The 14,391-nt window shown below is 49.8% G+C and carries 11 protein-coding genes; 6 read left to right on the top strand and 5 right to left on the bottom strand.

The window, feature by feature from the left end; translation table 11 throughout:
- Positions 1–400: 400 nt before the first annotated feature.
- Positions 401–2,947 carry a glycogen/starch/alpha-glucan phosphorylase gene (locus ACN4EK_RS16180; RefSeq protein ID WP_431659054.1) on the top strand — a complete coding sequence of 849 codons (2,547 nt, stop codon included), beginning with the start codon at positions 401–403 and terminating at the stop codon, positions 2,945–2,947.
- 200 nt (positions 2,948–3,147) lie between these two features.
- Here ACN4EK_RS16180 and ACN4EK_RS16175 read toward each other — a convergent pair whose 3' ends face one another.
- Together ACN4EK_RS16175 and ACN4EK_RS16170 are read right to left on the bottom strand one after the other, a co-directional pair.
- Positions 3,148–4,035 carry a 3'(2'),5'-bisphosphate nucleotidase CysQ family protein gene (locus ACN4EK_RS16175; RefSeq protein ID WP_431659053.1) on the bottom strand — a complete coding sequence of 296 codons (888 nt, stop codon included), beginning with the start codon at positions 4,033–4,035 and terminating at the stop codon, positions 3,148–3,150.
- Positions 4,036–4,063: 28 nt separating this feature from the next.
- Complete coding sequence (locus tag ACN4EK_RS16170; protein WP_431659052.1) at positions 4,064–4,921, bottom strand: sugar kinase; 858 nt, start codon at positions 4,919–4,921, stop codon at positions 4,064–4,066.
- Here ACN4EK_RS16170 and rsmI point away from each other — a divergent pair.
- On the top strand, positions 4,920–5,768 hold the full coding sequence (gene rsmI, locus ACN4EK_RS16165; protein ID WP_431659051.1) for a 16S rRNA (cytidine(1402)-2'-O)-methyltransferase: 849 nt from the start codon (positions 4,920–4,922) through the stop codon (positions 5,766–5,768). The genes ACN4EK_RS16170 and rsmI overlap by 2 nt on opposite strands.
- 44 nt (positions 5,769–5,812) lie before the next feature.
- Here rsmI and ACN4EK_RS16160 read toward each other — a convergent pair whose 3' ends face one another.
- Entirely contained in the window at positions 5,813–6,862 is a 1,050-nt protein-coding gene (locus ACN4EK_RS16160; protein ID WP_431659050.1) for a hypothetical protein, read from the bottom strand.
- Between the two features lie 743 nt (positions 6,863–7,605).
- Here ACN4EK_RS16160 and ACN4EK_RS16155 point away from each other — a divergent pair.
- The gene (locus ACN4EK_RS16155; RefSeq protein ID WP_431659049.1) at positions 7,606–9,723 is read left to right on the top strand and encodes an ATP-binding protein; all 2,118 of its coding nucleotides are present in this window, start codon (positions 7,606–7,608) and stop codon (positions 9,721–9,723) included.
- A 71-nt stretch (positions 9,724–9,794) separates the two neighbouring features.
- Positions 9,795–10,604, top strand: a complete 810-nt coding sequence (larE, locus tag ACN4EK_RS16150; RefSeq protein ID WP_431659048.1) for an ATP-dependent sacrificial sulfur transferase LarE — start codon at positions 9,795–9,797, stop codon at positions 10,602–10,604.
- 20 nt (positions 10,605–10,624) lie between these two features.
- Here the strand turns inward: larE and ACN4EK_RS16145 are convergent, their stop codons facing one another.
- Positions 10,625–11,929 carry a tetratricopeptide repeat protein gene (locus ACN4EK_RS16145; protein WP_431659047.1) on the bottom strand — a complete coding sequence of 435 codons (1,305 nt, stop codon included), beginning with the start codon at positions 11,927–11,929 and terminating at the stop codon, positions 10,625–10,627.
- 199 nt (positions 11,930–12,128) lie between these two features.
- Here ACN4EK_RS16145 and ACN4EK_RS16140 point away from each other — a divergent pair, with 199 nt between their 5' ends.
- On the top strand, positions 12,129–12,695 hold the full coding sequence (locus tag ACN4EK_RS16140) for a hypothetical protein (RefSeq protein ID WP_431659046.1): 567 nt from the start codon (positions 12,129–12,131) through the stop codon (positions 12,693–12,695).
- 23 nt (positions 12,696–12,718) lie between these two features.
- Positions 12,719–13,111 carry a DUF2358 domain-containing protein gene (locus tag ACN4EK_RS16135; protein ID WP_431659044.1) on the top strand — a complete coding sequence of 131 codons (393 nt, stop codon included), beginning with the start codon at positions 12,719–12,721 and terminating at the stop codon, positions 13,109–13,111.
- A 35-nt stretch (positions 13,112–13,146) separates the two neighbouring features.
- On the opposite strand, the gene ACN4EK_RS16130 is transcribed toward ACN4EK_RS16135, so the two are convergent.
- On the bottom strand, positions 13,147–14,247 hold the full coding sequence (locus tag ACN4EK_RS16130; protein WP_431659043.1) for an adenylate/guanylate cyclase domain-containing protein: 1,101 nt from the start codon (positions 14,245–14,247) through the stop codon (positions 13,147–13,149).
- Between the last annotated feature and the right edge of the window lie 144 nt (positions 14,248–14,391).

Raw genomic sequence — 14,391 nt, 5'->3', positions numbered from 1 at the left:
CCTACCAATCAAATCACTACAAGTTTCTTGATAAAAATAAAATTTAGTTCATTTTTAGCAACAAGAATTTATTCAAGCAAAACTCTTGGCTCAATGCCATGATTGAGCGCTCTCAGTCGGTCATTCAGCCTATAGAAGTAATGGGATTGTACAATCCATCGATACAAGATTTTGCTAATGATGGGGCATGTTGAGTAATAGCTTTCAGATGGACTGGCAGATGTTTAAATCACTTCGGTAACTCTTTGGGTTTAGCAATAAACCTCATTAATCTGTTAGCTACGGGATTACCTTTACTGATGAACCACTTCTCTGTTCGTGTCCCATTTGGCTGAAGCAACAATCCCTTTGTCCTAAGTTGGATCACACCCTCCAGGTCATGATTTAAGGAACCAATGTTATGCAGACTGCACCCGATATCCCACTAGGATGCCCGACAGTCCGGGTTGAGGACGATCGCACCGGGTTAGATATTGAGACGTTAAAACGGGCTTTTCTCGATAACCTGTTTTACATCCAGGGCAAATTTCCCCGCATCGCCACCCTGAACGACTACTACATGGCACTGTCCTACACGGTGCGCGATCGCTTACTCCAGCGCTGGATTAATACCGCCCAGACCTATACGGAACATGCCTCCCGGACGGTGTCTTACCTATCTGCCGAGTTTCTCATGGGGCCGCATCTGGGCAATAACCTGATCAATTTGGGCATTTATGATCTGGTGAAGCAGGCGATCGAAGAACTGGGCTTAAACCTGGATGAATTGCTGGAACAGGAAGAAGAACCGGGTTTGGGTAATGGTGGTCTGGGACGCTTAGCCGCCTGTTATCTGGATTCCTTAGCTACTCTAGAAATTCCGGCGATGGGCTACGGCATCCGGTACGAATACGGCATTTTTGACCAGGATATTCGCGACGGTTGGCAGATCGAAATCACTGATAAATGGCTGCGGTACGGGAATCCCTGGGAAATTGCTCGTCCGGAGTGGGCAGTTGAGGTGAAATTTGGTGGGCATATCGAAACCTTTGTCGATGAACATGGTCATTCCCGCAAGCGCTGGGTGCCCTACAAAGAGGTGTTGGGGATTCCCTACGACACGCCGGTACTGGGTTATAAGGTGAATACGGCGAATACGCTGCGACTCTGGAAAGCCGAAGCGATCGAATCCTTTGACTTTGAAGCATTTAACAAAGGTGATTACCTGGGAGCCGTCCAGGAAAAGAGTGCCTCCGAGAACATTACTAAAGTTCTGTATCCCAATGATGATCTTTCCCAGGGCAAAGAACTGCGGTTAGAGCAACAGTTCTTCTTTGTTTCCTGTTCGTTGCAAGACATGATCCGGATCATGGAGCGTCAAAACATCCCGCTCGAACAGTTTGCCGAGAAATTTACGGTACAACTCAACGATACCCATCCCGCGATCGCCGTGGCGGAATTAATGCGGCTCTTGCTGGATGACCATGGCATGACCTGGGATGTTGCCTGGAATATCACCAAACAAACCTTCCAGTACACCAACCACACTCTCCTGCCTGAGGCACTGGAACGCTGGCCGATCGGCTTATTAGGTAGAGTATTACCGCGCCATCTGGAGATTATCTACGAAATTAATCATCACTTTCTGGATGAAGTGCGGATCAAGTTTCCAGATGACTTCGATCGCATTCGCCGCATGTCAATCATTGATGAAACCGGGGAACGCTATGTCCGGATGGCATTTTTGGCATCGGTTGGCAGCAATTCCATCAACGGGGTTGCCGCGCTGCATAGTGAATTGCTGAAAAAAGATGTGCTGCATGACTTCTATGAACTCTATCCCGAGAAATTCACTAATGTCACCAATGGCGTAACCCCTCGGCGGTTCATGGTGCTCAGCAATCCTCGATTAGACAAGCTAATTACTCGCAAGATTGGCGACAGTTGGATCAAAGATCTCGATCATTTGCACAAACTCGAAGCCTTTGTGGATGATCCCGAGTTTCGTCAGGAATGGTGGCAGATCAAACATGCGATTAAGCAAGATCTGGCGACCCATATCAAACAGCACTACAACATTGAGGTCAACCCCGACTCGCTGTTTGACATTCAAGCCAAACGGATTCATGAGTACAAGCGGCAGCACTTGAATGTTCTGCATATCATCACGCTGTATAACCGGATTAAAGCGAATCCCAACATCGACATTACCCCCCGCACGTTCCTGTTTGGCGGTAAGGCAGCACCGGGTTATTTCATGGCGAAGTTGATCATTAAACTGATTAACTCGGTGGCAGATGTGGTCAACAATGATCCGGATGTGCGCGATCGCTTAAAAGTCGTGTTTCTGAAGGATTACAACGTCAAATTTGCCCAACGGATCTATCCTGCCGCCGACCTCTCAGAACAAATTTCTACCGCCGGAAAAGAAGCCTCTGGTACTGGCAATATGAAGTTCTCGATGAACGGTGCCCTGACGATCGGGACGCTCGACGGAGCCAATCTGGAAATCCGAGAAGAAGTCGGTGCCGACAACTTCTTTTTGTTCGGACTCACGGCAGGTGAAGTCTATGCCATGCGAGCGGCAGGCTATGATCCGGGTGAGTATTACCAGTCCAATGCGGAACTGCGGTTAGTGCTCGATCGCCTTTCCACGGGCTTCTTCTCCCACGGCGATCGGCAACTGTTCAAACCGATCGTGGATAACCTGCTCTATAGTGACCCGTTCTTTTTGCTAGCCGATTACCAGTCCTACATTGAGTGTCAGGAACAGGTGAGCCAGGTGTATCGCGATCGCGAGCGCTGGACGCGGTTATCAATCCTGAATGCGGCTCGCATGGGGAAATTCTCCAGCGATCGGTCGATTCGGGACTACTGTGACACAATCTGGCATACTGCCCCAGTCACCGTTGAGATTGAAGAATATGCCCAAACCAAAGCCACCACTGTCAAGCTGAATGGGCTGTAGTTGAATGTCACTGAAATAACAATCCGAACTGCCCCCCAACCCCCAATTCTGGGGGAGCCGAGCCTCAAAGTCCCCCAGAATTGGGGGATTTAGGGGGCGATCAAAGTTAAGCGTGTCCTTAAGTCAGTGCCATTCGGCTGTAGTTAACTCTGGCAATTCTCCCTAACTCTCAAACCGGGGTTAGGGTGGGTTGCCAACCTCTATCGTGAGGCAGCATCAATTTCTGCCAGAATTTGGGTTGCCGCTGCACAGAGTTCGGCATGACAGTGACCATTACTGGCAATTAATCCCCCCCACTGCACCACATCGGTCTGGTTGTATCGCAGGGGAGTGCCATCAAAATGAGTCAGCAACCCACCCGCTTCACTCAAAATCAAATCCGGTGCCGCCAAATCCCAGTCCTTTGGAGCCGACTTCCCGGATAGCGCCACGTAGGCATCCGCCCGCCGATCGGCGATCGCCGCCAGTTTCCCCCCCAAACTTCCTAAAAACCGTTGCTTCTGGCTAGGAAAGCGTTGCATTAACTGGTTAAACCGATCGTTACGGTGACTGCGACTCGTCACGAGCACCAGGTCTTCTACTCGATCGATCTCAGAGACATGAGCCGGAGTCGTGCTACCGTCTCGATGCTCAATTTGGGTACCCTGACCCAGAGCCGCCGCATAAATTGTATCCACACCGGGACAGGCAACCACAGCGACTATAGGACGATGCTGATGGACAAGCGCAATATGCACCGCGTATTCCCCAGTGCCCTGAATGTAATCCTTTGTGCCATCCAGGGGATCGATTACCCATACCCACGGACATTGCAGGCGATCGCTGGAATCCTGTTGCTTATAACTCTCTTCCGTCAGGTAAGCAAACTGCTCTGTGCCCAACCGCCCCTGTAACGCCGTCAGAATATACTCATCGGCGGCGGTATCGGCGGCTGTCACCGGATCGGTTTCCGTATTGTGAGGGTTCACGGTTGCTGCCGCCATCGATCGCAGAATATCTGCCGCTCCCCAAGCCACCGATCGCGCGATCGCCAATAATTCCCGCAACTCCGGCTCCGTCATCCGCCCTATCTCCCCCATCTTTCCCATCTCCCTCATCTCCCCATCTTCCCACCTACTACCTGCCCCGCCATGCCCTGGTGCCAAAAAATTGACAGGAATGCGCTGCCACTTCCGCCGCCAGGGTCAATGCCTCAACAAAATTAGTTTGTAACAGGTAATGACAGAAAGCGCCATGAAAAATGTCTCCGGCTCCCAGTGTATCGACGGCTGGAATACTGGGTACGGCGATCGTGCCAGATTCACGGCGATCGCGATACTGAATCGGCTGTTCTCCGTGGGTAATGGCAATATAGGGAATACCCAGGTTGGCTAAGTAGCAGAATACATCGGTTTCTGAGTGGCAGCCTGGTGGCTGAAAATTGGCGGAGCAAATCGCATAATCTACCCACGGCAAAATCCTGTCCAGTCCCGGTTTCCAACTGCCGCCATCCAGGACGATCGGAATTCCCAGAGTCTTTCCTCGTTGGGCGATCGCTCGTCCAACTTCGATTTGATGCCCATCAATCAGAATCACCCCTGTATGGTCTAGAACCTGATTAGGGATGGCAGCGATCGCCGCTTGAGTTTTCACTGCATTAATAGAAATGACGGCTCGTTCTCCGGTCGCCTCAGTAACAAGAATCGATGATACCGGCGGTGGATCAGATTGGGTCGGAGCCAGATCGTGAATAGTCACCCCACACTGCTGTAAATCGGTGAGAATCAAGTGAGTGATCGGATGTGAACCGACGACTCCCATCACCGTAGCTGGAGTGCCTAAATGGCTGAAGGCGACAGCCGCGTTCGTGGCGGGCCCCCCGGCGGCTACTAAGTAATCGGATGCCACCAATTTTTGATTGCGCTCCGGGAGTTGAGCCGTCCGGTAAATTAAATCCAGTGTCACCAGTCCTACAAATAATCCCTGTGTTGCCATGCCTTCTGACCCTAAACCGGGAACGTTATACCTCGTTGCTACCCCGATCGGCAATCTGGAAGATATGACCTTCCGGGCAGTGCGGATCTTACAGAATGTTGATTTGATCGCGGCGGAAGATACTCGCCACACGGGAAAGCTGCTGCAACACTTCCAGGTGACAACACCACAAATCAGCTATCACGATCACAATCGCCATAGTCGCACCGGGGAACTGGTCGATCGCCTACAGCAGGGCAAAGCGATCGCGCTAGTCAGCGATGCTGGAATGCCAGGAATTTCCGATCCAGGGTATGAGCTTGTTAGTGCTTGTGTCGCCGCAGGGTTAGCCGTTGTGCCCATTCCGGGTTGTAGCGCCGCGATCGCCGCCTTGACAGCTTCCGGACTGCCCAGCGATCGCTTTGTCTTTGAGGGGTTTCTGCCTGCCAAAGCAGCGGCTCGGCGAACGCATTTAGACACCCTGAAGCCGGAACGTCGCACGTTGATTTTCTACGAAGCGCCGCATCGCTTACGGGCAACGTTGCAAGATTTGGTGATGTTAGGGGAAACACGACAGGTGGTTTTAGCACGAGAGTTGACCAAGTTACACGAGGAGCTATGGCGGGGCAGCATTGCTGAAGCGATCGCCCATTATCAGGAACGGGAACCGCAGGGAGAATATACGATCGTCGTCGCTGGGGCAGAACTGGCTCCGGTAGTGCTTTCCGATGCCGCGATCATAGCGGAATTAAAAGCGCTGCTTGCCCAGGGCTTATCACGTTCAGAAGCGAGTCGCCAGTTAGCGCATCAAACGGCATTGCCCCGCCGCCAAATTTACCAACTGGCATTGTCGATCGCGCATGAATAATCGCTCAGAGTGGGGCGAATCTGGGCGAAGCTGTGATCAACTGGCTATTCTTGGAATGCCTCGATCGAAAACATTTCTGTCACTTCAGATAAATAGGGTAGAAAAGCGGCGACGGTATCCGCAGATAACGAATCATGCATTTCCCAGCCGATCGCCCGCAGCATTTCCTGCACTAACTTCCAATTCACCTGCAAGCGTGGGTAGAGCATGACACAGAGCGGAAATAGTTCTTGCTGGACGGACTGGATGCTATTTTCTAGCACACAGAGACAGAGGTACACCTGGAACATTTCCACATCCCGGATGCTAGAGATTCTCACCTTTAAAGAACCGAGGGGACCACTATAGCTCTGATAACCGGGATATTGCTGGCTGATCCGTTTACAAACTTCCTGGGCAATTCGGGTACTGTTGGGCAGCAATTCGCGCACCGCCTGGAGTAAGGGGGAATCATACTCATAATTGGCGGCAGCTTCGTAGGCCGCTTTCAAGGGCATATAGAGATGGTCATCCATCACCTTGAAGTAGTGCTGAAGTAACAGGTGTTCACTCGGGGACAGGTAATCCAGCAATAATTGTCCGGTGTAGTGAAATTGCATACTGACCACCCCGATCGCTCGTGGATCCTCGGCGGTGTATTTTCGCCGCACCTGACCAAACTCATTGTTCACCAGAACGGAAAGCCGACGGGGAGTGACCCGCTCACCATAGGCATTTAAGGCAATTTCAAACAAGTGATGCGAATCTGCCGCAATTTGCCAGGGATTGATCACTTGGGGGTTAATACCATGCCGCCAAATCTCATCTGCGAGTAAATCATTCGTCAGCGACCAGGCTTTAGCACTGGCTTGGGTGAGATTTTGCTTCAGAAAGTTAGCGGTGCGTTGCCTCCCTTCGGCGGAAGCAATCTCTGCCAGTTCGCTAGTGCGCTTGATTTGCTCCGCTTCATCCCGGTTTGCCAGTGAGGTGACATAGTTCTTTGCCCACAGGGCAGCGAGAGAAGCGGGTTTAGACGTACCTGTGCCTGACTTGGCAACCGCACCAGACTGACGCAGAACATGTAGATGACCAGGAAATGCAACCGAGTATGCCATGCAGGGAACCCAAAATCAGCTTTAGAACGACAATTTCTAGCCACCAAGACATTCTGAGGAACATCCTGGATAGCTGAGTGAGGATAAGCGCTGTCTATTACCAGAATCGCAGCCACACGCCAGAGCCGACATGATCCACTCTAGACGGTGGTCGATACAATTCTTAATGCTATTAAAAGCCAATCAACTGGATAGTTAAGAGATTTTAGGAGTTGTGTGATTAAGTATCCTGTACTTCCACGTAAAAGAACAACAGGTTGGTTACGATTGTTAATTTTCAGTAAAAAATCGTCAATGTTTATTCAGCTTCGATGAATTTACTGAGTTCATCACTGACTCATCGTTGTGTCAGGCAGTATTCAGTAGAAATACAGCCTATTGTCAGCAGCCTACTCACTCACTAATTTTATTATTGAATGAAAATATTAATTTTTGCTGGCTTCTACGGTATTGCGTAAACACGTTAGCAATATCTACACAGTAATTTTACCTATCTATCGGATTAATCTTCATAGGAGGATTGCTGTGATTCAGTTAGATTGAAGATGTGATCATCATCCCTATCCTGCTGCTATGCAGTAGTAGGACTAAGAGGCTGAATCCCTGTAGTCGCTTGCTCGGTCTAAGGTGAATAGTCGTCAACTCCTGTAGGCAACACAGTTTGAAACTTCCGGGTTTCAAGCCCAACCCTCAGTTTATGCTTTTAGGTCGCTGTAGCCTTTTCAGCACATTTCCCGATTTGTATGGGTCAGCATTCTAATTTACCGCCTGAACAGGATTATCCAGATGTTCACCTAATCCAGGGTAGTGCTTGGATGACGACATTTCCTCCTGAAACTCGGTCTACTTCCAGGGCTGTGCAGATGCGACAGCTAGAAATTCAACTCCGGCATGAGCAATGCTTAACTCAACTCGGACGATCGTTACAGCGCTGTGTCACCGCCTATCTAGAACTTGACGATGGCACGATCGAGGCAGCTGCTCAAGCGGAAACCGATTTCTGGCAAACTGTGGTTCAGGAGGTCGGTGCGACATTAGAGGATACTTTGGTGGCGATCGTCCGACCCACGTTTCTGAGCAATCATGACGCTGGGGCCGCGATGGATGCCTCCCGATTAGCGGCCGATATAGTCTTCGATCGATTGGAGGATGAGCAACCCCATTGGACGATCGGGTATCTTGCCGCTCCGGTAGGTGGACAAACCTGGGCTGTTCCCTGGCTACTGGCGGCTGGCTCTCCATTACAGTTACAGATTGGGAATACGATCGCGACGGATGATCTGGAGTTCTGGCAATCGCAATATCCAGAACACATCCGCAGCATTGTGAGTAAACAGCAACGAATCGGCTGGTTATTCCTTTTGCCGAGTTATCCAATGGAGGCTGCGATCGGGGAGAGCGTAGCCGATGGGGAGAGGGTTAATTTCATCGAACAGGTTGGGCGGCAATGTGCAGCCTCCTGGCACCAACTGCAACTATTACAGGCACAGAAGCAAGCGCACCAACAGGTATTAGCCCACAATCAGGAGTTAGTCCAAACCAATCAACTCAAAAGCGAATTTCTGGCGAATACCAGTCATGAAATTCGGACTCCCCTCAGTTCGATTCTGGGATTTACTCATTTGTTGCAGCAACAGGGCTTTAATGCCATGAATCTGCGGCATCAGGAATATCTCAAGATTATTCTCACCAGTGGGCAACATCTGCTGGCGTTGATTAATGACATCCTCGATCTGTCCAAAATTGAAGCCAACCAACTCAGCTTGCAATGGGAAGCGGTGGATGTACGGGAGGTCTGTCAGATGTCACTGACACTGGTGAAAGAAAAAGCCAGTGATAAAGGCTTAGAACTGCGGTTAGAAATTGATCCGAGCGTGACAACTATCCTGGTTGACCCCTTGCGGTTAAAGCAAATGTTATTTAATTTGCTATCCAATGCCATCAAGTTCACATTGCAGGGACAGGTTGGCTTGCAGGTGGCTCCAGCCAATCATTTTTTGTGCCTGACGGTTTGGGATACGGGCACTGGAATTTCGGCAGAACAACAACAGTTATTGTTTAAGCCCTACTCCCAGTTGGATAATGCGGCGGTTACACGGGGAGAAGGCACCGGATTGGGATTAGCTCTCACCCAGAAGTTGGCTGAGTTGCATGGTGGCTCGATTCAATTGACATCTGAGTTAAATCGAGGCTCTCAGTTCCGGATCTTTTTGCCCCTGAAACCGGCGGGGGTACTTCAGCCGGAATCGGTGGATGCCCTGGATTGTAGCTCTGCTAATACGGTGAGTGTGGCAATAGAACCATCTGATCGATCGCCCCTCTCGGCTCCAGATCAGCTAGATAGTTCTGCCGATCGCTTCCCTAAAGCTCGCAAAGCTGTCAGAGGGTCGCAGCCCGCTGAATCAACTACGACAACGCACCAATCTGGGCAGAATGAGGCGATACCGAAGACGATTTTGACGCGACCGAATAGTGTGTTGCTGGTAGAAGATAATCCGCACAATGCCCGTTTGGTATTAACGTATCTCAGTAAGTTGGGCTATGAAGTGACCTGGGCAAAACTGGGTCAAGAAATGTGGCAAGCCCTCGATCGCGCCCTACCAGCCCTAATTTTGATGGATATTCACCTGCCGGATGAGGATGGCTTGGCACTCACACAACAATTACGAACCGACGATCGTTATCACCATATTCCGGTAATTGCCCAAACAGCGATGGCGATGAAGGGCGATCGCGATCTGTGTCTGGAGGCGGGAGTGAATGATTACATTTCCAAACCGATCGATCTGGATATTTTGGCAACCTTAGTCGCCAAGTATGCGCGATCGGTCAAGGCATCGCCTGAAAACCGTAAAGGCTGATTGGTCTGGAAACGCGCTACGGTAGAAAGTGTTGTTTTCCCAACTGACCAGGGTTCAGGGGGTGTTTAGTCATGTTGCTGGATCAACTAGCTCAACTGCAAGCCTTGTTTGCTGAAATGGAACAAGCGTTGATTGCCTACTCCGGTGGCATTGATAGTACGCTGGTCGCTAAAGTTGCCTACGATGCCTTGGGCGATCGGGCATTGGCAATTACGGCGGTGTCGCCCTCCCTGCTTCCCGAAGACCTAGAAGATGCCTGTATGCAGGCGGCGGAAATTGGCATTGCCCATGAATTGGTGCAGACCCATGAATTGGCAAACCCTAACTATGCTGCCAATCCGATTAATCGCTGTTATTTCTGTAAAAGCGAACTGCACGACACCCTGAAACCCTTGGCAGTGGAACGCGGATTTCCGTATGTGGTGGATGGCGTGAATGCCGATGATTTATCTGACTACCGACCGGGGATTCAGGCGGCGAGGGAACGGGGTGCCCGATCGCCCCTGGCAGAAGTGGGGATGACGAAAGCTGATGTGCGAGCCCTGGCGAAACACTTGGGCTTATCATGCTGGGACAAACCGGCGCAACCCTGCCTGAGTTCACGCTTTCCCTATGGGGAGGAAATCACGATCGCTAAACTACAGCGTGTGGGCAGAGCCGAAGCCTACCTGCGCCGAATGGGTTTAAAGCAACTGCGAGTTCGGTCTGAAGGGGATACCGCTCGGATTGAACTACCCGCCGAGCAAATTCAGCAATTTGTGTTAACCACCGATCTGCCAACTCTGGTCAGCCACTTTCAGACCCTCGGCTTTTTATTTGTCACTCTGGATTTAGAGGGCTTCCGCAGTGGCAAACTCAATCAAGTGTTGCAATCGGTATAGGGATAACTCGGTCGATTTCCTTATGCGAGCAGTTGCTGAAACTGAGGATGTGACCGAACTGGATCGAACGAGGAATCCGTGGCGGCATGATCTTTCAAACTGGGGTCGAGTCGGAAAGCGGTTTCTAGTAGGGCGATCGCTGCCTGTGGTTGCTCCTGCATGATCAGACAGCAGGCTTTGTCATACCAGGCAGAGGCAAAATTGGGTTGCAGGGCGATCGCGCGATCATAGCTGGCAATGGCGGCGGTAAACTGCTCCAAATGGGACAAAATTGTGCCTCGTACTGTTAGCATCGCTGGATGATCAGGTAAGGCTTGCATAGACTGATCGCTGACGGCTAATGCTTCTGAATACTGCTGGCGTTGAAACAGCAGAACAATCCAGTTATTCCAGGCAATTTGGGATTGGGGATTCAGACGGATGGCTTCTTGGTAAGCGGCGATCGCTGCCTCTAGTTGGTTTAATTGTTTTAGCACCAGCCCTTTATTGACCCAGGCAGGATCATACTGGGGATTTAACCGTAAGGTTTGATCGTAGGCTGTGAGCGCGTCTTCCAATTGCCCTGACTGCCTCAACAGATTGCCCCGGTTATACCAGACCAGGTAGTTGCCTCCGGCTAAGCGATCGGTTTGTTGGAATGCCTGCATCGCTTCGTCCGATCGTTGGAGGTCGGTTAGCACCACCCCTCGATTTAAGCAGGCGGGGACAAAATCGGGCTTGATCTGGAGTACCCGGTCAAAGGCGGTTAATGCCTCTTCTAATCGCCCTAACTTTTGCAACATCACCCCTTGGTTGTACCAGGCTTGGTAGTAATTGGGGTTGAGTTGAATCGCTTGCTCGTAGGCTGCGATCGCTTCTTCATGCTTGCCCCAATTGCTGAAAGTGACTCCCTGGTTGTACCAGGTAACCGGATCATCCCCTTTTAAGCTGGTGGCTTGAACATGGGAGGCAACGGCGGCTTCAAATTGTTGCAGTTGTTCCAGTGAGTTTCCCCGATTTGTCCAGGCTTGATGCGTTCCCTGGTTAAACCTCGGATCACGGTAATTAGGTCGCAGCGCGATCGCGCGATCGTAGGACTCAACGGCTGCCTCGTAGCGGCAGAGTTTATGCAAAACATTGCCCCGGTTATACCAGGCCTCATAGTTGTCGGGGCAGTGTTTAACTACTCGATCTAAACAAGCCAGTGCCAGGTGATATTGCTTGACCAAAATGAGAAAAAAGCCAGCGACATCGAGTAGGTCATAAGGACGGCGAATCGATCGAATCACCCAGTAGAGGACGACAGCCGCTAAGATGACCAATAACAGCACTAGCAATGGGTGCATGGGCGATTTTTCCCTGATCGAGTAGAGCCAATTACTTTCTACTTTGGCTTAAAGGAAATTAAGATCACCTGAGTATGCCTGGGGGGAGAAATGATCGCCTTGCTACTCATCCCAGCCTTAGACTACGGATGCCAAACGTTAGACTCAAGGAGATCAATGCTGCCATCACCTGAAAGTATGAGGGGAATTTTAACCAGCTATGACTCCTGAAGCGATCGTGCAAACGCTGACCAATTTGTTTGGTGATATCGTCCAAACTCTGGCTCCTGGTTCCTATCAAGTGGAAACAGAGGGGCTACGGTTATTGGTTCTACTATCCGATGATCAATCCTGGTTACGGGTGTTAGTGCCGATCGCTCCGGCGCAAGAAGCCCAGCCGTTTCTGGAACAGTTGTTGATGGCGAACTTCGATGCAACCCAGGAAGTCCGGTATGCCTTGCAAGAGCATGTTCTATGGGGCGTATTTCAGCATAGTCGTGATGGGCTAACATCCGAAGATTTGACTGTTGCCATTCAGCATTTGATCGAACTGAATCAGCAAGGGTTAAATGCCTGTTTTAGCCAGTTAGTCGAACAGCAAATGCGCCAAATTATTTGGGCAGCTAAACGTCAGGGACAATCCCTGGAAGCGACCCTACAAAACCTCGATCGCTTTTATCAAGAAGGATTGATGGGTGATATGAATGCGGGATCCCAAGCTAAAGACGATACATTGGCGGCCTGGCGTTATCAACTGGAACGTTTGTGGGATCAAGTGGAAGGATAATGCAGGGGAGAAATTCCGGGTGTATGGCTGATACTGATATGACGATCGTAGAACAGTTAAAAACAGATTATGCTCGATTTCCTTATGATCAAACCTATGATCTCTATGCTCAGGATGTCTATTTCAAAGACCTGATGACACAATTTCGGGGCATCGATCGCTATCAGAAAATGATTGGATTTATCCAAACCTGGTTTATTAATTGCCACATGGATTTACATGATATTCAGCAGCATGGCAACCAGATTCGCAGCGATTGGACATTAAGCTGGAATACTCCCTTACCCTGGAAACCTCAGATTGCGATTAGTGGCTGGAGCGAATTAACTCTAAATGATGCGGGATTAATTGTTAGTCATATTGATTATTGGCATTGTTCGCGATTGGATGTGCTCAAACAACATTTTTTCAAGTAAATTTCTCTTGATTAAGAGCCAATATTGCCTATGAGCTAGTTTTTACCTTTGAGCCAATAGGTGAGCATATTACCTTTGCCTTTAATCTCAATTCTGCCGCGTTCTTCAAACAGGTATCGATCGCCCAAACAATCATAGGTGGCTTCTGTGATTTGGATGTAATTGGGTAAACCCTGGGATTCCATGCGACTGGCGGTATTTACCGTATCGCCCCATAAATCATAAATAAACTTTTTCGTCCCAATTACTCCAGCTACCACGGGGCCGGTGCTAATGCCAATTCGGATACTAAATGATTCTCCAGTCTCCTGGTTAAATTTAACGATCGCATCTTGCATATCTAATGCCATATCTGCGATCGCCGCTGCATGATCCGATCGGGCTGTGGGAACACCGCCGACGACCATGTAAGCATCCCCAATGGTTTTAATTTTTTCTAACTGATGGCGTTCGGCTAAATAATCAAAGGCAGAAAAAATATGATTCAGCAGATTGACAATTTCGATCGGCGATCGGTGGCTAGAGGTTTGAGTAAAATCGACAATATCTGCAAATAATACCGTCGCTGCGGCAAAGCTTTCAGCAATGCCACTCCGTGTTCCACTGGTTGGCTCAACGATGTTTTGATCTAATAAGTGTTGCTGTTGTTTCAGTTGTTCAGCCACAGGTTTGGGCAGGATGCTTAATAACAAACGTTCCGATTTTTCCTGTTCTGCCTGAAGTTGTTTGAGATACGCTTGCTCTTGATCGCGGAGACGCTTTTTCTCCAAAGACGCATTAATTCGGGCTTTCAGCAATGTAGGATTAAAGGGCTTAAATAAATAATCCTCTGCCCCTAACTCAATACACCGCACGACACTCTCAATGTCATCCAGAGCGGAAATCATAATGATGGGAATATGGCGCAGGGTTGGATCGGCTTTAAGAGACTCCAACACCTGATAACCGTTCATTTCTGGCATCATAATGTCACATAAAACCAGGTCGAACGGTTGTTGCTGTAAGAGCGCGATCGCCTGCCGTCCATGCTCTGCGACGACGACCTGATGCCCCTGACGTTGTAACCGACGGGACAGCAGATCTCGATTTGCCTCAACATCATCCACGACTAGGATCGAGCCTTGTTCATCATTCATTACGTTCCTTGCTCCGTCCGTCCAACAATGCTCGTACCCTGGTATGCCACCAAGTCATTCTTCATCACTCAAACTGGTTTTCTGGATGTTCTGCTTGTGCCTCAAGGAGTGTGCCATTGGGGGTAATACTTGACAAGCTAACAA

Origin of the sequence: Pantanalinema rosaneae CENA516, from assembly GCF_050753385.1 — a bacterium.
Lineage (GTDB): Bacteria > Cyanobacteriota > Cyanobacteriia > Leptolyngbyales > Leptolyngbyaceae > Pantanalinema > Pantanalinema rosaneae.
This window is presented reverse-complemented; position numbering and strand designations above follow the sequence as displayed.